The organism is Winogradskyella sp., assembly GCF_028282165.1.
Lineage (GTDB): Bacteria > Bacteroidota > Bacteroidia > Flavobacteriales > Flavobacteriaceae > Winogradskyella.
The window spans coordinates 93,648-118,274 of record NZ_JANQIM010000010.1 but is presented as its reverse complement, the minus strand read 5'-3'; the positions used below and the strand labels follow the sequence as shown (position 1 = coordinate 118,274).

At 35.6% G+C, this 24,627-nt stretch carries 25 protein-coding genes; 17 read left to right on the top strand and 8 right to left on the bottom strand.

All coding sequences use genetic code 11. The annotated features are described in order from the left end of the window. From Q0972_RS04920 to Q0972_RS04880, 9 genes are all read left to right on the top strand, one after another. The coding region (locus Q0972_RS04920) for an ATP-binding cassette domain-containing protein (RefSeq protein ID WP_299363349.1) at positions 1 to 607 on the top strand (607 nt) is incomplete at its 5' end. Positions 608 to 650: 43 nt separating this feature from the next. Beyond that, positions 651 to 1,421, top strand: coding sequence for an O-methyltransferase (locus Q0972_RS04915; protein ID WP_299363347.1), 771 nt, complete (start codon positions 651 to 653; stop codon positions 1,419 to 1,421). A 179-nt stretch (positions 1,422 to 1,600) separates the two neighbouring features. After that, a complete protein-coding gene (locus Q0972_RS04910) occupies positions 1,601 to 2,290 on the top strand; it encodes an ABC transporter ATP-binding protein (RefSeq protein WP_299363346.1) in 690 nt (229 codons plus the stop codon). A 120-nt stretch (positions 2,291 to 2,410) separates the two neighbouring features. Further along, positions 2,411 to 2,920, top strand: coding sequence for a hypothetical protein (locus tag Q0972_RS04905; protein ID WP_299363345.1), 510 nt, complete (start codon positions 2,411 to 2,413; stop codon positions 2,918 to 2,920). 95 nt (positions 2,921 to 3,015) lie between these two features. Continuing rightward, the gene (locus Q0972_RS04900) at positions 3,016 to 3,591 is read left to right on the top strand and encodes a cob(I)yrinic acid a,c-diamide adenosyltransferase (RefSeq protein WP_299363343.1); all 576 of its coding nucleotides are present in this window, start codon (positions 3,016 to 3,018) and stop codon (positions 3,589 to 3,591) included. Positions 3,592 to 3,750: 159 nt separating this feature from the next. Beyond that, entirely contained in the window at positions 3,751 to 3,972 is a 222-nt protein-coding gene (locus Q0972_RS04895) for a DUF2795 domain-containing protein (protein ID WP_008272287.1), read from the top strand. A gap of 187 nt (positions 3,973 to 4,159) precedes the next feature. Beyond that, entirely contained in the window at positions 4,160 to 7,516 is a 3,357-nt protein-coding gene (gene secA / locus Q0972_RS04890; RefSeq protein ID WP_299363339.1) for a preprotein translocase subunit SecA, read from the top strand. A gap of 1 nt (position 7,517) precedes the next feature. Next, on the top strand, positions 7,518 to 8,375 hold the full coding sequence (locus Q0972_RS04885; protein ID WP_367182390.1) for a hypothetical protein: 858 nt from the start codon (positions 7,518 to 7,520) through the stop codon (positions 8,373 to 8,375). A gap of 402 nt (positions 8,376 to 8,777) precedes the next feature. Next, the gene (locus tag Q0972_RS04880; RefSeq protein WP_299363338.1) at positions 8,778 to 10,877 is read left to right on the top strand and encodes a hypothetical protein; all 2,100 of its coding nucleotides are present in this window, start codon (positions 8,778 to 8,780) and stop codon (positions 10,875 to 10,877) included. Between the two features lie 461 nt (positions 10,878 to 11,338). On the opposite strand, the gene Q0972_RS04875 is transcribed toward Q0972_RS04880, so the two are convergent. Further along, entirely contained in the window at positions 11,339 to 11,761 is a 423-nt protein-coding gene (locus Q0972_RS04875; RefSeq protein ID WP_299363337.1) for a DoxX family protein, read from the bottom strand. A 206-nt stretch (positions 11,762 to 11,967) separates the two neighbouring features. Here Q0972_RS04875 and Q0972_RS04870 point away from each other — a divergent pair, with 206 nt between their 5' ends. The 3 genes from Q0972_RS04870 to Q0972_RS04860 all read left to right on the top strand — a co-directional run bounded on the left by Q0972_RS04870 (position 11,968) and on the right by Q0972_RS04860 (position 13,802). Beyond that, positions 11,968 to 12,516 carry a hypothetical protein gene (locus Q0972_RS04870; protein WP_299363334.1) on the top strand — a complete coding sequence of 183 codons (549 nt, stop codon included), beginning with the start codon at positions 11,968 to 11,970 and terminating at the stop codon, positions 12,514 to 12,516. 66 nt (positions 12,517 to 12,582) lie between these two features. Next, a complete protein-coding gene (locus tag Q0972_RS04865) occupies positions 12,583 to 13,191 on the top strand; it encodes a porin family protein (protein ID WP_299363329.1) in 609 nt (202 codons plus the stop codon). An 86-nt stretch (positions 13,192 to 13,277) separates the two neighbouring features. Then, the gene (locus Q0972_RS04860) at positions 13,278 to 13,802 is read left to right on the top strand and encodes a nuclear transport factor 2 family protein (RefSeq protein WP_299363325.1); all 525 of its coding nucleotides are present in this window, start codon (positions 13,278 to 13,280) and stop codon (positions 13,800 to 13,802) included. Between the two features lie 21 nt (positions 13,803 to 13,823). On the opposite strand, the gene Q0972_RS04855 is transcribed toward Q0972_RS04860, so the two are convergent. The 4 genes from Q0972_RS04855 to Q0972_RS04840 all read right to left on the bottom strand — a co-directional run bounded on the left by Q0972_RS04855 (position 13,824) and on the right by Q0972_RS04840 (position 17,541). Beyond that, positions 13,824 to 14,558, bottom strand: coding sequence for a peptidoglycan DD-metalloendopeptidase family protein (locus Q0972_RS04855; protein WP_299363323.1), 735 nt, complete (start codon positions 14,556 to 14,558; stop codon positions 13,824 to 13,826). 98 nt (positions 14,559 to 14,656) lie between these two features. Beyond that, on the bottom strand, positions 14,657 to 16,303 hold the full coding sequence (locus Q0972_RS04850) for a hypothetical protein (RefSeq protein ID WP_299363321.1): 1,647 nt from the start codon (positions 16,301 to 16,303) through the stop codon (positions 14,657 to 14,659). 124 nt (positions 16,304 to 16,427) lie between these two features. After that, on the bottom strand, positions 16,428 to 17,000 hold the full coding sequence (locus Q0972_RS04845) for a hypothetical protein (RefSeq protein WP_299363319.1): 573 nt from the start codon (positions 16,998 to 17,000) through the stop codon (positions 16,428 to 16,430). Further along, the gene (locus Q0972_RS04840; RefSeq protein ID WP_299363352.1) at positions 16,984 to 17,541 is read right to left on the bottom strand and encodes an RNA polymerase sigma factor; all 558 of its coding nucleotides are present in this window, start codon (positions 17,539 to 17,541) and stop codon (positions 16,984 to 16,986) included. The genes Q0972_RS04845 and Q0972_RS04840 overlap by 17 nt, the downstream gene beginning before the upstream one ends. A gap of 183 nt (positions 17,542 to 17,724) precedes the next feature. Between Q0972_RS04840 and Q0972_RS04835 the strand changes: the two genes are divergently transcribed. After that, positions 17,725 to 18,288 carry a DUF2911 domain-containing protein gene (locus Q0972_RS04835; RefSeq protein WP_299363317.1) on the top strand — a complete coding sequence of 188 codons (564 nt, stop codon included), beginning with the start codon at positions 17,725 to 17,727 and terminating at the stop codon, positions 18,286 to 18,288. Positions 18,289 to 18,295: 7 nt separating this feature from the next. Then, positions 18,296 to 19,375: a methylmalonyl Co-A mutase-associated GTPase MeaB gene (gene meaB / locus Q0972_RS04830; protein ID WP_299363315.1), complete on the top strand. Its 1,080-nt coding sequence runs from the start codon at positions 18,296 to 18,298 to the stop codon at positions 19,373 to 19,375. A 238-nt stretch (positions 19,376 to 19,613) separates the two neighbouring features. Here the strand turns inward: meaB and Q0972_RS04825 are convergent, their stop codons facing one another. Further along, the gene (locus tag Q0972_RS04825) at positions 19,614 to 20,555 is read right to left on the bottom strand and encodes an NAD(P)-dependent oxidoreductase (RefSeq protein WP_299363351.1); all 942 of its coding nucleotides are present in this window, start codon (positions 20,553 to 20,555) and stop codon (positions 19,614 to 19,616) included. A 115-nt stretch (positions 20,556 to 20,670) separates the two neighbouring features. Here Q0972_RS04825 and Q0972_RS04820 point away from each other — a divergent pair, with 115 nt between their 5' ends. Genes Q0972_RS04820 through Q0972_RS04810 form a run of 3 tightly spaced genes read left to right on the top strand, consistent with a single transcriptional unit; the run spans position 20,671 to position 23,623 of the window. Then, a complete protein-coding gene (locus Q0972_RS04820) occupies positions 20,671 to 21,387 on the top strand; it encodes a glycosyltransferase (protein ID WP_299363312.1) in 717 nt (238 codons plus the stop codon). Then, positions 21,384 to 22,004 (top strand): lipid-A-disaccharide synthase N-terminal domain-containing protein, encoded by a 621-nt coding sequence (locus tag Q0972_RS04815; protein ID WP_299363308.1) that lies wholly within the window; start codon positions 21,384 to 21,386, stop codon positions 22,002 to 22,004. Before Q0972_RS04820 ends, Q0972_RS04815 begins: the two co-directional genes overlap by 4 nt. Continuing rightward, positions 22,001 to 23,623, top strand: a complete 1,623-nt coding sequence (locus Q0972_RS04810) for a glycosyltransferase (protein WP_299363305.1) — start codon at positions 22,001 to 22,003, stop codon at positions 23,621 to 23,623. The genes Q0972_RS04815 and Q0972_RS04810 overlap by 4 nt, the downstream gene beginning before the upstream one ends. A gap of 1 nt (position 23,624) precedes the next feature. Here Q0972_RS04810 and Q0972_RS04805 read toward each other — a convergent pair whose 3' ends face one another. Together Q0972_RS04805 and Q0972_RS04800 are read right to left on the bottom strand one after the other, a co-directional pair. Next, a complete protein-coding gene (locus Q0972_RS04805) occupies positions 23,625 to 24,197 on the bottom strand; it encodes a phosphatase PAP2 family protein (RefSeq protein ID WP_299363303.1) in 573 nt (190 codons plus the stop codon). After that, positions 24,197 to 24,424, bottom strand: a complete 228-nt coding sequence (locus Q0972_RS04800; protein ID WP_299363301.1) for a hypothetical protein — start codon at positions 24,422 to 24,424, stop codon at positions 24,197 to 24,199. The genes Q0972_RS04805 and Q0972_RS04800 overlap by 1 nt, the downstream gene beginning before the upstream one ends. Positions 24,425 to 24,627 lie beyond the last annotated feature (203 nt).

The window sequence follows — 24,627 nt, the reverse complement described above, 5'->3', positions numbered from 1 at the left end:
ATTCGACAGAAAAAAACAATACGATTTTGTCGAAAAACTAAGTGGTGGTGAACAAAAACGTCTCTATTTATGTACGGTTTTAATACAAAACCCTAATGTTTTAATATTGGATGAGCCCACAAACGATCTCGACATTGTGACTTTAAATGTCTTGGAAAGTTTTTTGATGGATTTTCCTGGTGTGCTTTTAGTGGTGTCTCACGACCGCTATTTTATGGATAAAATTGTGGATCATCTTTTTGTATTTAGAGGTCGAGGTGTGGTTGATGATTTTCCTGGTAATTACTCAGACTTTAGAGCTTACGACAACAGTCTACCAAAACAGATTAAAACTGAAACAAAGACAGATAATACTGAGGCTATAAAACAAAACGAGGCCAACAAACTATCTTATAATGAACAAAAGGAGTACAAGAATTTAGAATCTAAGATTCGTGCTCTAGAACTCGACAAAAAAGCCTTGGAGGCCAAGTTTAATAATCCCAATTTATCACAAGACGAGATTAATCAATTATCGGAGGAACTTCAAAGTATTATTGATACCATTGAGGAAAAAGAAATGCGTTGGTTTGAACTGGCTGAAAAGCTGGAAGCCAATAGCCAATAGCCAATAGCCAATAGCCAATAGCCAATAGCCAATAGCCAAAATAGTGTATCAACTAAAATCCTACATAAGATTTCTATTAAACTCAACCAATCAACACGGCGTACATTCTCCTTTTATATACTACTTTATTACGAAATGCCTTTACGATAAAGCGAGTTATTCGGCATACAACAAGCTTAAAGCCTATCGTAATACGTTAATATCTTCCAATGACAGCTTGGACATTACAGATTTAGGTGAAGGGTCTAAGGTTTTGGGCTCTAAAACACGGAAAGTTAACAAAATGGTAAAGGTGTCTAGCAGTTCAATGAAAGAAGCTCGTTTACTATTTAAGGTTGTACAATACTTTAATTGCAAATCAATCTTGGAGTTAGGCACTTCTTTAGGAATGGGTACCTATGCTATGGCTTTGGCCAATGAATTTTCAAATGTAACATCCATAGAAGGCTGTGCCAACACATCAGATTACACAAAACATAATTTCAAAAAGCTAAAAATAAATCATATCACCTTTTTAAAAGGTGATTTCGCGACAACCATTTCCACGTTAAAACAATCATCATTTGATTGCATTTATTTTGATGGTCACCATAATAAGGATGCTACCATAAAATACTTCGAAGCCTTATTGCCTAAAGCAAATAACAACGCGGTCTTTATTTTTGATGATATTTATTGGTCCAAAGGAATGACCGAAGCTTGGCAATATATTAAAGCGCATGAAGCTGTAACAGTAACTGTAGACATATTCCAATTAGGTTTTGTGTTTTTTAGAAAAGAACAAGCAAGGGAACATTTTAAAATTAGAGTTTAAAGTTCTTTAGGATAACTAGCTTTTTAATCTCACTTTAAGCATGATCAAAAACCTAGATTTAACTCTTCCTTTTTTATTTTATTCATAGTGTAACAAGCTAATAACTTTAACGTCTTATTGACGAAACTGATTTTTAATTCTGTTATCTTGCAGAGATTTTAAGCAACCTAAAAGTTATTATGAGCGACAACGTCATTGAGATTAGAGGTATCATTAGAGATTTTAAATTAGGACAAGAAACTGTTCATGTCTTAAAAGGAATGGATTTAGATATTAAGCGTGGCGAATATGTCGCCATTATGGGGCCCTCAGGTTCAGGAAAATCAACATTGATGAACATATTAGGTTGCCTAGACACACCTACAGCTGGCACCTATCGTCTCAACGGTAAAGATGTAAGCCAAATGTCCGATGACGAATTAGCCGATATTAGAAACACAGAAATCGGTTTCGTTTTTCAAACCTTTAATCTATTACCAAGAACCACTGCATTAGAAAATGTTGCCTTGCCTATGGTATACGCTGGGCAATCTAAAAAAGCAAGAGTCGATCGCGCTTCAGAAGTATTGACCGATGTTGGTCTTGCTGATCGTATGGACCATAAACCCAACCAATTATCAGGTGGTCAACGACAACGTGTGGCCGTTGGTCGCGCTTTAGTCAACAAACCATCCATCATCCTTGCAGATGAGCCCACGGGTAACCTAGATTCTAAAACCTCTTTGGAAATTATGGAACTATTCGATCAAATCCATGCCTCTGGAAATACAGTAATTATGGTAACCCACGAAGAGGATATTGCGGCACATGCACATCGCATTATACGCTTAATGGACGGTATGATTGAGAGTGACATTTATAATAAGTAGTTGGCATTCATTAAAAAACAATTCATCCTTTATATTCCACATTTCAGATTTAAAAAATACATAAACCATATGAATAGTCGGTTCTTTGAATTTTAAATCATTACAATAATCTATAGTTAAATGGAAAAAATAGTCGGGAATGAAATTGGCATAATACACCTGATTTCATCTTGTTTTGCCTTGTTGTTCGGAACTTACATTCTAATCTCTAAAAAAGGAACTAAGCAACACGTAAGGATAGGATATCTATACCTTATCAGTATGGGAATTTTGATTGTAACAGCTTTTATGATTTACAGATTATTTAATGGTTGGGGAGTATTTCACTATACAACTTTGGTAAGTTTAGCATCAATATTGCTTGGGATGATTCCCATTTGGACAAAGAAACCGACAAATAGTTGGAAATATTTTCACTTTTCATTTATGTATTGGTCAGTAATAGGACTCTACGCCGCATTTGCTGCTGAAATTTTAGTCAGAATACCCAAAACACCTTTTTTTGGAATGGTTGGCATAGCTACTGGAGTGATTATGCTCGCCGGTGGAATAGTTTTTGGAATTAATAAAAACAAATGGAAAAGGGCATTTGGAAATAACTCAAATAATGACATGTCAACAATGGCATAAGCATACATTAGATGGTAATTAGTGCTTAGGAATTAGCAAGTAAACCAATCAACTTTAGACTTCCTACTTCAAGCCTTATTCCTTAACTTTACCACATGAAAGTATATACAAAAACAGGCGATAAAGGCACTACTGCCCTATTTGGAGGTACACGAGTCCCTAAACACCATATCCGCATAGAAAGCTACGGCACTATAGATGAGCTTAACTCACATATTGGACTCATTAGAGATCAAGATATCGATCCATTATACAAGAATACCTTGATGCATATTCAAGATCGGTTGTTTACAGTTGGTGCCATCTTGGCTACTGACCCAGAAAAAGCGACCCTTAAAAGTGGTAAGGCCCGATTGAATATTCCAAAAATATCTCATGAAGATATAGAACGCTTAGAAAAGGAAATGGACAATATGGAAGCTAGTTTACCACCCATGACTCATTTTGTGTTGCCAGGAGGCCATCAAACCGTGTCATTCTGTCACATAGCACGTACAGTATGTCGTAGAGCTGAGCGTTTGGCGTCTCATCTCAATGAATTAGAGCCTTTTCAGCCCGAAACCTTAATGTATATCAATCGTCTTTCAGACTACCTTTTTGTATTGGCACGGAAGTTGTCACATGATTTGCAAGCTGAAGAGATAAAGTGGATTCCACAAAAAGAATCCTAGTCTTTTTAAGCACAACTATATTGCTCTAAAAATGCAATATTTCGACTTTAAAAAGTTGAATAATACACGTTCTTTTTATTAATGAATAATTAATTTAATTTTTTCTTGAATTATTCAGCTAAAAAATTATTTTTGCAAAAAATTAAAACCATAACGCAAATGTATTGGACATTAGAATTGGCATCATATTTAAGTGATGCACCTTGGCCAGCAACAAAAGACGAGCTTATTGACTATGCAATTAGAACTGGAGCACCTTTAGAAGTTGTAGAAAATTTACAGGCGATAGAAGATGAAGGAGATTCTTATGACTCTATTGAAGAGATTTGGCCAGACTATCCAACTGATGAAGATTACCTCTGGAACGAGGACGAATATTAATATATATAATTATCACAAAAAAGTCTCTTGCGTTATCTTAACTGAGAGACTTTTTTTATTTTCGGACAACTTATCCGAAAGACAAAATTTACAATCACTGTCACATCGAGCGCAGTCGAGATGTCTGATTTACCAATAAGTTGAGATTTCTCGACTACGCTCGAAATGACAGCATAAAACATAAAACATGGGTATATTAGATAAAGTACTAAAAGTATTTGTTGGAGATAAATCCAAACAAGACGTTAGTGCCATACAACCAATTGTAGACCAAATAAAAAGCTTTGAGCAAGCTCTTGAAGCTTTATCGCACGATGAACTTAGAGCGAAGACTGCTGAATTTAAAGATAAGATTGCTGAAGCCAGAAAACCGTTGCTCGAAAAGCAAAATGAATTATTAGCCAAAGCAGAAGTTACCGAAGATATTGACGAGCGGGAAGAGATTTACGTACAAGCCGATAAAATCGAGGACGAAATTTACGAACTCACAGAAAACGTCCTTAACGCTATTCTACCAGAAGCTTTTGCCGTAGTTAAAGAAACAGCAAAACGTTTTGTACATAATACCGAGATTTCAGTAGTGGCCAATGCCTTTGACAGAGAAGTCTCCGGAGCAAAAGAGTATGTCACTTTAGATGGTGACCAAGCCATTTGGTCTAACTCTTGGGATGCTGCAGGTAAGCCTATCACTTGGGACATGATTCATTACGATGTACAATTAATTGGTGGTATCGCCATGCACCAAGGCAAAATCGCCGAGATGCAAACGGGTGAAGGTAAAACGCTTGTAGCAACATTACCAGTTTATCTGAATGCCTTGGCAGGTAAAGGTGTACACCTGGTTACGGTTAACGACTACTTAGCCAAGCGTGATAGCGCGTGGATGGCTCCAATATTCGAATTCCATGGTCTAAGTGTAGATTGTATCGATCATCACACACCAAATTCAGACGCACGCCGTAAAGCCTATAATGCAGATATTACATACGGAACCAATAATGAATTTGGTTTCGATTACTTGCGTGATAATATGGCACATTCACCAGAAGATTTGGTACAACGTCCACACCACTTTGCCATTGTTGATGAGGTGGATTCCGTATTGATTGATGATGCACGTACACCATTGATTATTTCTGGCCCTATACCAAAAGGCGATGAGCACGAATTTGATATGCTAAAACCAAAGATCGAACAAATTGAAGCCGTGCAGCGTAAACATTTGGTCGGTGTTTTAGCCGAAGCTAAAAAGTTAATCGCAGAAGGTGATACCAAGGAAGGCGGTTTTCAGTTATTACGGGTTTACAGAGGTATTCCAAAGAATAAAGCCTTAATCAAGTTTTTGAGTGAAGAAGGCGTAAAACAACTCCTTCAAAAAACCGAAAACTTCTACATGCAAGATAACAATAGAGAGATGCCTAAAGTAGATGCAGAACTCTATTATGTGATTGATGAAAAGAACAATCAGATAGAATTGACCGATAAAGGTGTCGATTATCTATCTGGTAAAGACGATCCTAATTTCTTTGTAATGCCCGAAATGGGAACCGAAATCGCGAAGATTGAAGAAAAAGGCTTAGAGCCTGAAGAAGAAGCTGTTCTAAAAGAAGAACTATTCAGAGATTTTGGCATTAAGTCCGAACGTATCCATACGCTAAACCAACTATTAAAAGCTTATGCACTTTTTGAAAAAGATGTGCAATATGTAGTGATGGATAACAAAGTGATGATTGTTGATGAGCAAACAGGACGTATTATGGATGGTCGTCGTTACTCTGATGGATTACACCAAGCGATTGAAGCCAAGGAAAATGTAAAGATTGAAGCTGCTACCCAAACCTTTGCAACCGTAACACTTCAGAATTACTTCAGAATGTATCGCAAACTCTCTGGTATGACAGGTACGGCAGTCACTGAAGCCGGTGAATTCTGGGAAATCTATAAATTGGATGTGGTAGAAATCCCTACCAACAGACCAATTGCCAGAGATGATAGAGACGATTTGGTGTATAAGACCAAGCGCGAAAAATACAACGCGGTAATTGACGAAGTTGTTGGCTTATCCAATGCTGGTCGACCAGTATTGATTGGTACGACTAACGTTGAGATTTCTGAGCTGCTAGGAAAAATGTTGAGCATTCGTAAGATTCCGCATAACGTCTTAAATGCTAAATTACATAAAAAAGAAGCGGATATCGTAGCAGAAGCAGGTCAACCAGGTCAAGTAACGATAGCGACCAACATGGCAGGTCGTGGTACCGATATTAAATTAACTGATGAGGTGAAGGAAGCAGGAGGTTTAGCCATTATCGGTACAGAACGTCACGATTCGCGTCGTGTTGACCGACAGTTAAGAGGTCGCTCTGGTCGTCAAGGAGATCCAGGAAGCTCGCAATTCTATGTATCGTTAGAAGATAACCTAATGCGTTTGTTCGGTTCTGAGCGTATTGCTAAAATGATGGACCGTATGGGACTTAAGGAAGGTGAAGTGATTCAACATTCTATGATTTCTAAGTCCATAGAGCGTGCGCAGAAAAAAGTTGAGGAAAATAACTTCGGTGTCCGTAAACGTTTGTTAGAGTATGATGATGTGATGAACGCACAACGTGAAGTGGTTTACAAACGTCGTCGTAACGCCTTGCACGGTGAGCGTTTACGTGTAGATTTGGCCAATATGATCTTCGATACTTCTGAAGGTATCGCCATGAATAACAAAGCAGCCAACGATTATAAAAACTTTGAGTTTGAACTGATCCGTTACTTCTCTATGGCTTCACCTATTTCTGAAGAAGAATTTGCCAAAATGGGAGAACAAGAGATTGCCGGATTGATTTATAAGGAAGCCTTTAAGCACTATCGCGAAAAGATGCAACGTGCGGCTGATTTGGCCTATCCAGTTATTGAAAATGTGTACAATACCCAACGTGATCGTTTTAAGCGTATCGTAGTGCCATTTACCGATGGCGTAAAAAATCTGCAAGTAGTCACTGATTTAGAAAAAGCATATGAGACTAAGGGTACACAACTGATCAATGATTTTGAGAAGAATATCACCTTAGCCATTGTCGATGATGCTTGGAAAACGCACTTGCGTAAAATGGACGAGTTAAAACAGTCTGTACAATTAGCCGTACACGAACAAAAAGATCCATTATTGATCTATAAGTTTGAATCGTTTGAGCTCTTTAAGAGTATGATCGATCAGGTCAATAAAGATGTAATTTCGTTCTTATTTAAAGGTGAAATTCCTCAAGAAACGGCGAACAATATCCAAGAAGCAAAGCGTAGAAAGCAAGAGAAGCTCGAAACGCAAAAAGAGGAAATTCCAAATATGGATGAACGTGCAGCACAAAGTCGAGCTGCTGGGCAAAACGCCTCCCGTAAACCACAAGTTGTAGAGACCATTGTTAGGGAACAACCCAAGATTGGCCGTAACGAACGTGTTACGATTAAGCATGTGATGAGTGGCGAAAGTAAAGAAGTCAAATACAAGCAAGCCATTCCGTTGATTGATAAAGGTGAATGGGTTTTAGTAAATGATTAATTTGTCATTCCTGCGCAGGCAGGAATCTATAAACAGAAAACCAGTGGTCACTTCGAGTGTTCCAGCCGTAAGTGGTGGAATGTATCGAGAAGTAGATGATATAAACAAAAATCCTGATATAGCCATCAGGATTTTTTGTATTTTTAAAGGGAAAGTGTCAAAACAACATTCACATTATCGTATGCAACGAATTATCAAACTATGTATGCTCGCAGGAATTTTAGTAGCCTGTAATACATCGGACAAGTCAACAACCAAAGAAGCAGAGTCAACAAAAGAAACTTCAGTAGAAGGTATAACTGAAAAAAACTATGATTCGTATAAAGACATAGCTACAGATGAAGCCTTAATTGCCACAGCATTAATGGCCGCACCGAAAGAAAGTAGGGCTAACTGCAAAGTTATTGGTTATAATATGGCTGGTGATTTTGTAACCCTTCGTGAAGGTGACAATCAATTTATTGTACTTGCTGATAATCCTAAAAAGGATGGGTTTAATGCGGCATGTTACCATAAAGGTCTCGAACCCTTTATGGCTAGAGGAAGAGCACTGCGACAGGAAGGAAAGTCCGCAAGAGAAGTCTTTGCTACAAGAGAAGCAGAAATGAAGTCTGGTGAACTTAAAATCCCAACGGGTACAACTTTACATATCTACTATGGCGACAAAACCATCTATGATCCTGAAACTTCAGAAGTTGCTGACGCTAAACTCCGCTATGTGGTGTATATGCCATGGGCAACAGCAGAATCTACAGGATTACCAGAAGTCCCAGTAGCCGCCAACCATCCTTGGATTATGAACCCAGGAACACATAGAGCACATATTATGATTTCGCCGATAAATGATGAGAACAAGTAATAAAGCGTCTGAAACTAAAACGGTTCTCGATACATCCCGACGTTTACAGTCGGGACACTCGAACTGACATTGGAAAGTTCTTTTGTCATTGCGAAGCACACTAAAGGTGTGCTGTTGCAATCTCTTAAATCACTCTAGTTAGTTCAAAAGATTACCACATCTCCCGATAGCCATCGGGATTATCGCAATGACCATTATAGCTGTAGTATGATATGACTTCATTAGTGGCTTAAAGGAAACCGCAAAACCATCCTATATAACTCTTTTATTTTTAGAAAAATACGTAGAACTACGTATAATAGTTAATATTTAAATTACTAGCTTTACTAGTGGTTTAAATAAAACAAACAATGCGCTTATTAAATCTATATTTAAATAAGAAAATCAGAGAGTAATTAAATTATGGGTAATTTATTAAGTACTTTAAAATTAAAAAGCCAGTCTATAGAAGATTTAAGGATACTTTTGAATGATTTAAATATTTTACTTTTTGAAGATTCAGAGGGAAAGAGTAAATCTGAATTAATTACTTTAATAGAGGAAAAATTGTCAAAAAATAAGACGTTAAAATCACGAATTGACAATCTTAATTATTCATTTAAACCAAGTTTTTATTTAACCTTTATTAAAGATAAAAGTTCTTACAGTCAAGATTTAGTAACTAAAAGAAAAATCGAATCGAAACTTAAACTCTTAAATCAAGAAAAAGATACTGAAAGATATCCCGCTATAAGGAGCTATCAATTGTTTGAGGTTAATAAAACTAAAGATATTATTGAACTTCATTTCCTTTGGCATAAAATACACTGGTACTGGAATACTAATTATAAACTTGCAAATATCTATGAGCTAAATTATGGCTTAGCTTTAATTGATTTAAAGAGTAACAAAGCCATTCTATCTTGCCATACAAAGAAGGAAAGAGATGACTTGTTTAGAGTTATTAAAGATGCTATTAAGATTGAATTAAATGCACTTCATCTCACCAAACCATTATTAAATCAAATCGGAAGTTTTGACTCTGTAAAAAGAGCTCAATATTTTGTTAATTCAAATGAAATTCAATTACCTCAAAATATAACTTTAGGGGATGATAATCTATCTACCAAACAAATAGCCCGAGAACAAGAGGAAAATATAGACGCAACAAGAAAAGAAAGTTTTTATAGAATACCATTAAGAGGTATTGAAGAACAGGGCTTAGGGGTTACATCTGAAACTGGAAAGTTATGGATACCTCAAAAAGTAACCATTTCTGAAATAAGAGATTTCAGTCTTAAGTTACTAACTAAAGTTGCTAATGAGTTAGATGCTCTTGCAGCAGATGGTCAGTTTGAAAAAATAATCAACTCTTTGGGTATTAAGTCATCTAAAGAAATAACTTCAATTGCTAATATATCAGTTAGAAATGAAATTTTTAGACTGTTCATAGCAATTACCAATATGTTGCTAAATAAAGAATCGGAGAAATCATTTACACCTGGACATATAATATTAAGTCAAGCAATTAATAAATATTTTAATCCATTTTATTTGGTTATAGAAGGCGAAATAGGTGAATACTTTTTTGGTGAATATGATAATCAATTTAAATTAAAATTAGAGCCAGATGGTAGTTATGAATTGATCTCTTTTATTAGTGACAAAAAGGTATCTCAAATAGTTAACAAGGAAACTGGTGATGTAATCGAAATTGATGAAGCTTTGGATAAGGCAATACTTACGCCTACTCCTAAATTAATCGAAATATTATTAAGTTTAACAAAATCATTGATTTCTCAATACCCAGATTTACAAAACGTTATATCATTACCCTTTAGAATTGAATCTAATTTAATAAAGTTAGATATAAATAGAGCATACGGAAATGTACAAACTAATTTCGTGACCGAAATTAATCCATTAGAGATCAATGAACTCAAGCAAATACTCAGGAAGAAATACAGTTATAATTTACCAGATAACATTTTACATTTATTAGGAGAAAAATGTGATAATATGTCTGACTCTAACTGTTCAAAATGTATTATGAGTAATGAATTTGTTTGTTTGAGGACATTAGTAGGAAGAACATTAAAGCGTCCTGTTTTACTACCACATAAAAACATTGAAATATCTGATTTGCAAGGAGAATATGGTGTAGGAAATCAACAATTAAAACTTTTTGTATTTGCAAAATTAGGATCAGGTAATGCTGGATTAACGGCTAGGAATAAAAACGGTGCCGTTTTGTTAGGTCAAATTCTTAATCAAATTGATAAATCAGAGTTTAATACAGTGGCTATTTTGACATCTTCAACAATAAACGAGGATTTATTAAGTAGGTTTAGGTTATTATGCTCAACCTACAATAAAAAATTACTTATTTTAAATACTGAAGCATTAGAGCAAATGCTCGGTCAGTGGATTGATGATATGCACATTGATGGATTAGACCCAAAAGAGATTATAAAAAATTCGGGTAAGGTGCTCAAAAGAGAAATGAATAAATATCTCAAATAGTTTTTCATAAGAAAATTCTTAATTGAATTCGAATGAATATCAAATGATGCACACTCCTCTTTTATTCAAGACGAACTAAATATTGAAAAATTATACCCTTTGAGATTTTTACAATTAGCTAAGTCCAAGCTTAAAAGATATATAATTAAGTGAAACAACTTAAATATGCTTTAATGCAAGGGCATTAACAATATATCGGTAAACTAAAAACCACCAAAGAAGGTTTACAGGAGTATTGGATTCAGTGGAAACACAAAGTCGTTCAAGCGGATTGTAAATGATTTAGTTTTCTATAGCTCTTCTGAGCACTTCGATAAACTCAGTATTACACTTGTCGAAGTACGTCCTGACGAAAACGTCAGTACACTCGAACCGACATTAGTACATTCTGTTGTCACTTCGAGTGTTCTGGCCGTAAGTGCCAGAATGTATCGAGAAGTCTTACCGCCTTGTACCTATAACTATTGCTGCATCTTCAAATACTTATCTACCGAGTGCTTCCCAGATCCATAGAACAAAAAGAAAATACAGATGAGTAAAACTGATAAGGACAGTATAAGATTACCTGTTTGCATCTCACCCACGAAATTGATGATTACTGCACCAATTAGAATAGGCAATTGCGCTATAATGGCCCAGCGTGTTAGCAGTCCAAAAACAATTAAAAATCCACCAACAAAATGTGCTGGTGCTATATAGTGAACCACCATCATATCACCTACAACGGATTTTATAGGTGCAATAAGATCAATAAGCAAATGTAGATTAGACATAAAGTAAACACCCTTGTAAAACAAAAAAATACCAAGAGCAATACGTAACATATCTAGCGGATAATAAGTGTGCGCATTCGCCCACTTATTGAGTGATTTGATATAACCCATAATACTTAAGAGATTGATTTAACTTCTATAAGATACTTAATTTTAATGAGAATTTCAATTTTAATTCTCATATAAGTATCTGAAAATCATTTACTTGTGTTATTTTTCTGACTTAAATTGCTATTAAATTTCTATAATATTAGAATTCTGATAAGAGAAAATATTTACTATATTTACAACTGTAACCTACTTATATTTAATTTATTATGATACCAAAACTGCCCCAAGTATTAGTATTTTTACTGGCCATAACTTTCTTGGCTTGCTCTTCAGACGACGATACGAATTCAAATACGGACGAGAATACCAATCAATTTATCTTTAACGGTGAGACTTATAATTTAACTACTGCCGTGATCAATGATGAAGATACGTCGTCAGACAATGTTAGCGAAATAAGCATTAGCATATTTAACAAATCTGCTGCCGAACTTGCAGGAAACTCAGACTTAACAGATATTAACTTTGTGTATTTCGATTTTGATGATGTTACCATTCAGAATACGACTTACGATGAAATTGATGATTATGCTGTTTCGACTAACAGTTCTATAATTGACAGTGAATTTAATAATGGTACAGTATTGCTTTCGGATAATGATTCGGAGTCGGACGTTTACGCACAATCGGGTTCGGTGACCATCACTAATTTCACAGAGTTTAATATAAAACTTACTTTCACTTTTACCCGAAATGATGGTCAGGTAATTTCTGGAAGTTACGATGGCAACTACATTTTACCTGTTATTGATTAGAGTTTCATTTTTTTGATGACATTTTAGCTTCTTTTCGATTATAAGTCATAACCAATACTTATAATCATGAAAAAATTAACGTTAAGCTTTACTTTTATTTTATGTATTGCTTTTTCAATCAATGCCCAAGACTTAAACTTCGGAGCTAAGGCAGGTCTAAATATTGCTGGTATCAGTTTTGAAAACGATAGTTATTCCACCTCCTCGCGTATAGGATTCCATATTGGTGGTTTTGTAAACTATAATCTTAACGAAAAGTTTGCTGTACAGCCGGAAGTTTATTTTAGTACTGGTGGAAATGAATGGGACTTTAGTAATGAATCCACTACTGGAGAAGTAAAAACAAGTAACCTTAGTATTCCTATACTATTGCAATACGAAGTCATCGACAACTTGGTAATAGAAGGAGGACCGCAGTATAATATCTTGCTGTCTATAGAACAAAAAATAGATGGATCTAATGATGGATTTGAAGATATCAGTGAGTTTTATAAATCTGGTATTATTGGTGCAGCTATAGGCGCACTATACCGACTAGAAGATTTGGTGCCTGGACTTGCGGCTGGTTTAAGATTTGCTTTTGATCTGACGAACATAAATGATGTAGATGTTGATGCAGGGAATCTAAGGCAAAATGCATTTCAGGTAAGTATCCTTTATACCATACCTAAATAAACCTAAAACTATTAATTTGAAAAATCCTGATGGTTTTCATCAGGATTTTTTTATTACCTTAAAAGGCATGATTAAATCATTTTGCAATGAAAAAATATCTTCTCATCTACTTTTTGATTTGCTTTTCGATGACCCTTTGTTACTCACAAAAAGAGACGCACCTTAAAGCCATCAATACAACTTGGGCAAAATTCTATAAGGCTTTCAAAAACCTCGATTATACCTTAATGGCAACGATTCATTCTAAAGATTTAGTCCGTATTTCTGGTGGCAGGCGTATTTTGGATTATGATACATACATCAATAACTACAAAACGGGTTTTGATCGCGATAAGACCGCTGGACAAACCAGTAATATCTCATTGCGCTTTTTTGAAAGACTGTGCAATGACTCTACGGCTAGCGAACGTGGTATTTATAGACTCATACGCAATAGGGGCACAGATAAAGAACAAACCTATTATGGTCAATTTCATGTTCTGTTAAAAAAGATCGATGGCGAATGGAAAATAACGATGGACTATGATTCTTCTGAAGGAGGCAAGATTGGCGAAGCCGACTATAATGAGGCCTTTGCTATTGATGATTTTGAGAGATTCATTACTAACTAGTTCTCGAAAAAACCTTTGTATTCACATTAGCTTTAAAAGTAAATTAGGATCTGGACAATTAACTTTATAAAATTCCAGATCAAGTTGACTGCTCACACCAGGATAATCACCTTCATATCCTTGAATATCATTTATAATCTGAAAATGTAAATGCGGCGGATAATCACCATTGACCTCTGCTATTCCTAAAGTGGCAATTCGCTGCCCTTTTTCCACTTTAGCTCCGACCTCTAAATTTTTGATAGATTCAAGACTCAGATGGCCATAAAGTGTGTAGAATTCAAAGTCTTGAATGTTATGCTTTAAAATAATCGTTGGCCCATAATCTCCAAAATTGGTATTATTTTTAAAACTATGGATATCACCACTTAGTGGTGCATAAATTGGTGTTTTGGCACCAATCCATATATCTAAGCCCAAATGTATATTGCGCTCTTCTTCTGGGTTCTCTTGATTGAAATAATCGCTACGGTTATAGATACTTCGTTGTTCTAAATATCCTCCAAAGGCTACCTTTGCAGCCTGTTTGGATATATGATTTCTAATAAAAACTTCCAAGGCTTTGGAACTCGATACATCAATATTTTTTAACTCTGGATTATCTATGGATAAGTTCAAGGGTACGTAGGCATCAAAGGAAATTTTAGGATCAACTAAAGGATGTGGACGGAGAGATTTGAGTAAATCTTTAAAGGAAGAAAACTGCATAAAAACAAAATTTCCACTAAAATAAGAATCTATTTTGATGGAAAACATGGAGAAAGGGTTGTAAACAAACTTCTACTTCAATCAAATAAGAGTTTAAGAATGTATATTAGGTTTCAACTATACTCAACCTAACAGTTACAGACATATTAATTCATAACTACACTGCTATATTTGGCATTTACAATAATCGTTTTGTCAGCACTCTGTCCTTCTGGGTGATTTCTAATGGTTTTTTGGGATGTTGACTTATTATTGAATTTAGAACGATCTCCTTTAAAGTACATATTGTAATTTACATTCTGTGGTAAGTTAATTAAGGCATCACTATTCTCAAGAATCAAATTAAGATTCTTGAATGATTCTGCAAGATTGGAAATAATAAGATCCCCAAAACTGCCATCTATAATCCCGGTATCCGTTAAACTTTCAACACTAATATTAGACGACTTAGAGTTCAACACCAAATTGTTGGCATTTTTAATTTGGGCTTTATCTACATAATTTAGATTGAGTGTTCCTAAATTCCATGTATCAATAATTACAGGAGAATATGATACATTGATGGAAGTATCGCTTCCATCAATGTTATCAGCTACCAAAAATGCATGGGATATATCTCCACTTAAGTTATAGATAACCGAAGATAGTTTTAGCTCACCGTGTCTTATGTTGGTTTTAAGTTTTGCCTTTTTAGGGATTTTAATCTTTATCACCTTTTTTACTTTGTCATTTCCAACAGACTCAAGGTGTCTCGCTAAAATAGATTCTCTTTTTTCTCTTATTTCCTTTCTTCTCCCTTCTATTTCAGCTGTGCGCTCGGCTAATTCTCTTGTACGTTCTGCTTGACGTTCTACAATTCTTGCCTGGCGTTCTGCTATTCTAGCTTCTTTCTCGGCCATTCTAGCAGTACGTTCTAACTGTCTTTCAAGAAGTTCGGCTTGTCGTTTCATCTGTCTTTCATAACGTTCGCCCCAAGCTTCCATCTTTTTGGCCCATTCCTCACCAAACTTTTCACCAAACTCTTCTCCCCATTTCTCAATATCTTTAGCATACTCTTCTCCAAACTTCTCGCCCCATTTTTCCATTTCTTCAGCCCATTTACCATCAAAACGTTTTCCATATTCCTCTCCCCATTTTTCCATTTTTTCTTGGTAGCCAGACTCTACAAATTTTCTAACCCATTCTTCCATGCGCCTTTGCAATTCCTTACCACCTTCCTTTTCATAACGTTTACTCCACTCGGTAAGATATTTTTCACCTTCTTCTTGATATCTGTCATAATCAAAATTTATAGTTCTGATACCATCCGGTAATTCTGGAAGCTCTGGAAATTCAGGCATTTCTGGCATCTCTGGCATCTCTGGCATTTCTTCCATATTAGGAATATTAGGCATAACAATAACCTCTGGCATTTCAGGAAGTTCTGGCATATTTGCCAATCCAAATTCCAAATCTCTTAGTACATCTGCATAATCGGCTTCTGCATATAAACTTATTGCTCGTGCTCCGCTCGAGGAGATTGTGACTTTATCGTCAGAGCCTTCAACTCTAAGCTTCCAAGCTTCTAAGGCCCGCTCTAGTTCTTCCTCTGACAATTCATCACTCTCTATATATGCCTCAATCTCAACAATATCCTTATTCCAAGTACCGATCTCTATTTCCGCATAACTGGTATTTAAGTCTATCACTACGTCTTTATTAACCTTAATAGATTGTGATGCTTTACTCAATTTCTTTTGTGCATAACCAAAGGTGGTTAAGAGGCACAATACTAAAATTCTAATAGTGTTCATGATTTTTCTGATTTTGTTCACCATTGCCTTAGCGTAAGTGAATTGATTTAACTGTTCGTTTTTTGACTTTATTCGCCATAACATTAGACAAAGGCGAATTGATTATTATAATTATTGATTGTATTTATATACTTTCTGCTTCAAAGGAATCATCATTAAATTCCTCTAATTTATCCTTAAGACGTGTTACGAGATTTAATCGCAACTTTAAATTGTTGATCAATGCATCTAGCGTAATAGAATTAGGTCCGTTTTCATTGAGCTCTATTGTAAGCTTTTCGTACTCATCATTCAACTCTTTAAGTCTTTGGATATAACCATCCACCAAGTCCTTATTTTCTGGAGTTAATTGTACCTTGGACAATTCTAGATTGATGCTTGCCAAATAATAGTCTTCTACTTTTTTTAACTCTGGTGAAAACGCACCCATGGTTTTTATCTCAGACGCTTCAACAACTGTTGGTTGATCTGGTTCTATTTCACCTGAATTTTGAAAAAACTGATATGTGCCAAAGCTCAATCCTAACAATACAACTACGCTCGCCGCAATGCTTAAAAAACTAAAACCACTCGACTTTTTCTCTACCGGCAGTTCTTTTTCTAGCTTTTCTAGAAAGCGAGCTTCATGACCGTTAGACATCTTTGCGCTCTGTAGTTTTGAATCTTTCTCGAATAAATTTCTAAGATCTTGTGCCATTTTTCTTTGTTTTTAATGCTGCTTGCAATTTTTGTTTTCCTCGAGACAACTGTGTTCTTGAGGCAACCTCCGAGATGTTCAGAATTTCCGAAATCTCCTGGTGGTCATAACCTTCAACTAAATAGAGCATCACAACATACTTATACTTCTCTGGCAGCTGCTCAATCGCTGCTTTTACATCATCTATTGTTATATCGTCATCAACCAGCCATTCACTTTCGTAATCGGTATCAACCACATTGAGATGATGGTCTTCTAATTCTATTAAACGTTGGCGTTTCGATTTTAAAACATCAATACACCTATTTACAACAATGCGTTTCAACCATGCTCCAAAACTTACTTCTGCCCTGTATTGATCTAGTTTGGAAAAAGCCTTAATAAAAGCTTCTTGAACAATATCTTCGGCTTCCATCGTATCCTTCACAAAACGAAGCGCAACTATGAGCATGCCATCACAATACTGATTGTACAATTGCATCTGCGCTTGACGATCGTTCTTTTTGCATTTTTCAACAATATGAATTTGAAACGTGCTAATGATTTATTGGTTTTCTTGATTGGTTTCACTCTAAAGACGACACAAAAAACTAAGTGTGGCAAAAAAATGAAATTTTATAAGATTTCTTTAAAATTAAGCGTTCTGTTCTATAAATTTAATGAATTGAGTTATCTTTAAAATTTAAACTAAATTCGCTATTAGAACTGCCTAAGATTTATAATTATGCTAAAGCGCTTACTCATTCTATTATCCATAATAGCCATTGGATTGCTAGTGTATTGTACATTTGTAGAAAACATATTTTCTCCTCGATTGAGTCCAAAGGATACCGCTAAAATCACACTCAATGATTTAAAGTTAAAAGTAGAATATAATAGACCCTCCAAACGTGACCGTGCTATTTTTGGCGCTCTTGTTCCTTACAATAAAGTATGGCGAACTGGTGCTAATGAGGCTACTACTTTTGAAACCAACAAGGACTTAATGATCGATGGTATGCTTTTAAAGAAAGGAAAATATACACTTTGGACCGTACCTATGGAACAATCATGGAAAGTAATGTTTAACACCAAGCAATACGAATGGGGCGTTAACGAAAAAATGCAACCCATGTGGGATCCCAATTTCGATGCCATAGAAATAGAAGTCCAAAAGCAAAATATTGAAGAAACCGTTGAAAAATTCACCATAGCCTTTGATAATAAAACTGGGAATTTAAAACTGACTATGGCTTGGGATCAGACATTAATTGAAATTCCTATGCAGACTTATCCCTATAATCCTTAAATACAAAGTGGCCAAATCAAATAAAACATATAAGCCAGCTTTGCAAGAACAAAAAGGTATAAAACCTCCTAAAACACTAAGTACCGATTCAGCTAAATCCATTAAGGCAAAGCGAAAAAAACAACCATCAGTAAACGATTTAGTAGCTGGCATTACTTCAGGAAATATTACCGATTTAAGTAGGGCCATAACTTTGGTAGAAAGCACCAATGAAACACATACTGCAAAAGCACATGATATTATTACAGCCTGTTTACCACATGCCAACAATTCTGTTAGGATTGGTATTACAGGTGTGCCAGGTGTAGGTAAAAGCACATTTATAGAGGCCTTTGGAAGTTTTCTTACTGACATTGGCAAAAAAGTTGCGGTCTTGGCCGTAGACCCAAGTAGTACATTGAGTAAAGGGAGTATTCTTGGTGATAAAACCCGAATGGAAGATTTAGTGAAGGATAAAAATGCATTTATACGACCTTCGCCTTCTGGTGATTCCCTTGGTGGTGTTGCCAGAAAAACGAGAGAAACCATTATTCTTTGTGAAGCGGCTGGCTTTGATACGATTATCATTGAAACGGTTGGAGTTGGACAAAGCGAAACTGCCGTGCATAGCATGGTTGATTTCTTTTTATTGCTAAAACTTGCTGGTGCAGGCGACGAATTGCAAGGTATTAAACGCGGTATTATTGAAATGGCTGATGCTATCGTTATCAATAAAGCAGATGGCGATAATTTAAAAGCTGCTAAATCTGCCAAAGTTGAATTCAACAGAGCTTTACATCTCTATCCCGAAAAAGACTCTGGTTGGTCGCCTAGAGTATCCTTATGCAGTGCCTTAAAACAGGAAGGCATTTCAGATATATGGGAATTAATCCAAGACTATTTAAAAACAACATCTTCTAACGATTATTTTGAGCATAATAGAAATAACCAGAATAAATTTTGGTTACTACAGACTATTGAAGAACGCTTAAAATCAGATTTCTACAAATCTGAAAAAATAAAAGTTGAGCTAAAAACGCAAATTGCATTGGTAGAAGCCGGAAAAACTACGCCGTTTGCAGCAGCGGAATATTTGTTAGGATTGTAAGAAGAGATTTTCGTCAGTTTGAGTTTGCCAAAAGCAGTCAGTGAGCACTTCGACTGTGCTTACGTTGCCGACTTTGCCTTAGTAGCAAGAATCTACGACGGCCGAGAAGCTTCAGCAACACTCGTGCGCTCAGGGTAAACTAGAGTCGAAGTGAAAACGTCGAGATACATCTAAAACAAGAAAACTAATATCTGCTTCTCAATACTAAATTCTTTCAGAATTTCACTCGAAGTGACTATTAAACACAATTCGCCTTAAACCATTCAACCTGTGAACGTACACTTTCAATCAATGTGGTTTGTGGATTGTAATTCAGTAAACGTCTGGCTTTATCTATGTTGGCTTTAGTCCTTAACTGATCGCCTGCACGTTTGGGTTTAATATCAATTTTTATCTCTTTTCCCAATACTTCTGCAACAGCATCAATACCATCTTGTGTTGTATGCTCTACTTCGGTACCAAGGTTAAAGATCTCTCCATCGACCTTATCTTCATTGCCAATGACACTGACAATTCCATCTACTATATCACCAACATAAGTAAAACTTCTTAAATGCTTATCACTTCCTTCATATAGCGGGAACGGTTTGTCCTTTAAACCTAAGTCGATCAATTTCGTGTACATTTTCTCCGGACGCTCTCTTGGGCCAATTACAGAATATAAACGTAAGCTACAGGCTTGCATTTGCAACTCCCTACTCTTTTGAAGCACTAATTGTTCTGCTGCCAATTTAGTAACGCCATAGTGCGATGCTGGCTTGGCCATAACATCTTCAGGATATGTTGCTTCTAAACCATAAATAGAGGATGTACCAATATTAACAAATAGCTTTAAATCCTTGCATTCCAAAGCAAAATCAATAAGGTGCTTTGTAGCGATGATATTGTTCGTAAAGTAATCCTCAAAAGTAGACGTTTGCGAAATACCTGGTTGTGCCGCAAAATGAAAGATATAATGAAAACTCTTAGACAATTGGTGATATGCTTCAGGATGTCTTAAATCCATCTTTATGATCTCAGCACCCTTATCCTTAACAGCCTTAGCGTTCATTTTCTTTAGCTCTAAACTGTAGTAATCACAAAAATTATCTACTCCCACCACATTGTGACCTAAACTCAATAAACGTTCCGCAGTATGAGAACCAATAAAACCTGCTATTCCGGTGACTAAAATATTCATGGTTAAGTTTATAAACAATTTGGGGCAAAGTAAAGCGATTTTTAGGTTTAAAACAATATGCATTCGCTGTAATACTAAAAAAGCATACTTTTGTGCCAGAAATTCTATTAACAGCATGAAATACGAGTTAACTATCATTGTTCCTGTATATAATGAAGAGGATAATCTTGAACGCGTTGAAACCGAATTATCCAATTATCTAAAGATTGCCAAGGTTCCTGCTTCTGTCTTGTTTGTTAATGATGGCTCAAAGGACAATTCCCAAACTTTAATTGAAAGCATCTGTGAACGAAATGAAGCTTTCGAATATGTTCTTTTTAAAGAAAATAAGGGCTTGAGTGCTGCTATTAAAGCGGGCTTTGACTATGCTGATACCAAATTAGTTGGTTATATAGATTCTGATCTTCAAACTGCTCCTGAAGACTTTAACATTCTATTAGAGCACATTGACACCCATGACTTGGTAACTGGTGTGCGTGCAGACCGTAAAGATTCATTCGTAAAAAATATGTCATCTAAAATAGCCAATGGTATTAGGCGTGCTTTCACTAAAGATGGTATGGATGATACAGGCTGTCCTCTTAAAATCATAAAAACCGAATATGCCAAACGTATCCCAATGTTTAGAGGTCTACATCGTTTTTTACCTGCAATGATTATGCTACAAAATGGGAGGGTCACCCAAATTCCAGTGCGTCATTTTCCAAGAATTGCTGGTACTGCAAAATTTGGTCTTTGGAACCGTCTCATTGGCCCTTTGATGGACTGTTTTGCATACTTATGGATGAAAAAAAAATATATCAACTACGATGTAGCTAAAACCAGTAAATGAAGGATTGGTTAATTTACAGCATCGGATTTATAGCTCAGATACTATTCTCTGCGCGTCTTATTATTCAGTGGATAACATCCGAAAGACAACGTAAAGTTATTACTCCAAGTATTTTTTGGACCTTAAGCCTAATTGCATCCTTTTTACTATTTGTCTATGGTTATCTTAGATTAGACTTTGCAATCATGCTAGGTCAAAGTTTAACTTATTTTATCTATATAAGAAATTTACAATTACAAGGGCAATGGAAAAAGTACCCTGTATTTATGCGCTATTTTCTATTTTTAGTCCCTGTCTTGATTGTTATTTTCTATTACAATAACAACAAAATCGATATTGAGCTTTTATTTAAAAACGAATCTATTCCTGTCTGGTTATTGATACTTGGAATCGTTGCTCAAATCATATTTACACTTCGATTTGTATATCAATGGATTCATGCTGAGCGACATAAAGAATCTACCTTACCTATGGGATTTTGGGTTTTAAGCTTAACGGGAGCCGCCTTAATTTTAACCTATGCAATTATTAGGGAAGATCCTGTTTTATTTGTTGGACATTTATTTGGCATGATTATTTATGCACGTAATGCCTATTTAATGCGACGAAACAAATGATGAGGCTTATAGAAAAATATCCGATTTTAAGCCTAATCCTTTTCGTCATGGTGATGTTAGGGTTTACCATTGATGCCGTTCCTGTCACCATTATGGAAGCTCGCAATTTTATATCAGCTAGAGAAATGCTCACTGATGGGAATTGGATTTTAACCACCATGAATGGCGAAGCGCGTTACCAAAAACCACCCTTACCAACTTGGATTACGGCTTTTTTTGGAATGCTTTTTGGAATAAAATCGGTATTGGCATTACGTTGGTCTGCACTCCTGTTTCTTGCCAGTATTGGTATTTCCACCTATTTGCTATCAAAGACACTAGAACTTGGCAAATCCCATAGTTTAATCAACGGATTTGTAGTTTTAAGTTCGTTTTATGTCATTGGGATTATCATAGAAGCTCCTTGGGATATTTACGCGCATGGTTTTATGCTGATGGCACTTTACCAGCTTTATATAATGCTTAAAAATGAAAAGACAAGCATTGTACAAAGCTTACTATTCGTTATATTTTTAGCGGGTTCTGTATTGTCTAAAGGACCTGTATCACTTTACGTATTGTTTTTGTCTTTTGTGATTGCTTATGCTATTGCCTTTAAATTAAAAGGAAACCTTCTACACTTTTTGAAGCTCATAAGTCTTTTGATTTTTGGAATTGTTCTGGGTGGCTGGTGGTATTTTTATGTTCGGATAGCAGATCCTGAGACATTTACCGCTATCGCTTCAAAAGAAACTTCAAATTGGAGCAGTTACAATGTAAGACCTTTCTATTATTACTGGAGCTTCTTTGTACAGAGTGGTATTTGGACCATCGCAGCATTTGTGAGTTTGCTTTATCCTTATATGAAATCTCGTGTTTCAAATTTAAAGGCTTACCGATTTAGCTTTTTCTGGACGATTATTGCCGTGATTCTCTTATCTGTAATTCCTGAAAAGAAATCGCGTTACTTAATGCCAGTATTGATTCCTTTGGCCATCAATATTGGGTTTTATATAGATTATTTAATCCGTGAGTTCAAAAATCTGAAAGATATTCGAGAAACGATTCCTGTGTATATACAATTTGGATTGATTGGTATTGTTGGTTTTTTATTTTGGGTATTTGGCTTTTTCCTTGGGTCAGTTTTGACTGGATGGGTTTTAATGAGATTTATTATTCTATCAATCATCTTACTTTGTATTTCTATTTTATTATTTAAAAATCTAAAAACAAAAAAGATTAAAAATGCATTTTATTTATTAATCTGCTTCATAATGAGTGTTGGTTTTGTAGGATTACCTTTGTCAAAAATTCAAGTACAAGAGGATTACAAACCCGTTTCGGAATTAATCAACACAAATATCCCTTTGTATAGTTTAAATTACGTGTCTCCAGAAGCGATATACCATTTTGGTGATAAAATTCCTAAGTTAAAAACAGAAGAAGGTTTAATCATTCCTGCCGAGAGAGAATTTAATCTATTAATTGGCAACGAAAACCTCGAAGACATTAAAGAGCTTTCAGAATTATATCACATTGTATTCATTGCCACTTACGACTTAAATACGGCCCAAAAAGACACAAGAGCACATCGGTCTAGATTAGTGAATAAGATGTATCGCCTTTCTCGAAAAGAGTAAGCTAGGTATTAAGAAACCGTTTCAATAAGTACTTGTTTAATCTATAAAAACCAAAGCCTGCTAAAGCGCCAAAGGTCATTCCGCATATAATATCTACTGGGAAATGTACACCTACATAAATACGACTGTAGGCAACTAAAAATGCCCAAAACAGAAGTATAAAAATGAGATTTTTAAAATAAGGACGTAATACTAAGCCACCAAAAACTGCTGCTGCCATAGAATTGGACGCATGCCCAGAGAAAAAACTACGGTTAGAGCTACAGCGTTCTGCAATAAAACGAATAGTATCTTTGATTTCATCACAAGCGCAGGGTCTAAATCGTAACACTGAACGCTTTACTACATTAGTCATTTGGTCTGTAAACAAAATCATTAGCGTAATGCTTACCATAATCAATAGTAAGGCTTTCCATCCCAATTTTCTATAAATAAGGAATAATAGTAAAGCATATAGCGGCACAAAGGTAATTTTGTTGGTTATGGCCAACCATAACCAGTCCCATGATGGCGATCCAAGGCCATTGAGATATACAAAAAGTTCGGTATCTAAGTCTAAAAGCTTATCGAGCATTAGTCGTCGTAACGTGCTACTTCCCTATCGTAAAACTCCGTAGCTTGTCTGATATAATTTTCGGTTTCGGTCTCTAGTTCCTTTTGGTCGTGTTGGTCAAATTCTTCAAACCATTCTACTTCGTCATTTTCTAGGTTGATGATAAACCTTGGAAACTCTGTGTGAATGATATAAATAGCATCAGGATGATCAGTATTATCACCTAGTATGAATTTGGGTAATTCCATTTCTTTAGTTTGAGGTTTGAAGCACGTTGCTTGAAGCGTACTAGTTATAGTACAAAAATACAAATTTAGTTAGGAGTTAAGTACTATTAAAACCTAGATGTCAGTTCGAGTGATTCTCTCTGTAACTAAGCGTGTCAGGCTGAGCTTGTCGAAGTCTTGTCGAAACATAGTCCAAGTAAGAAAGTTATATCGATAACTGCTTG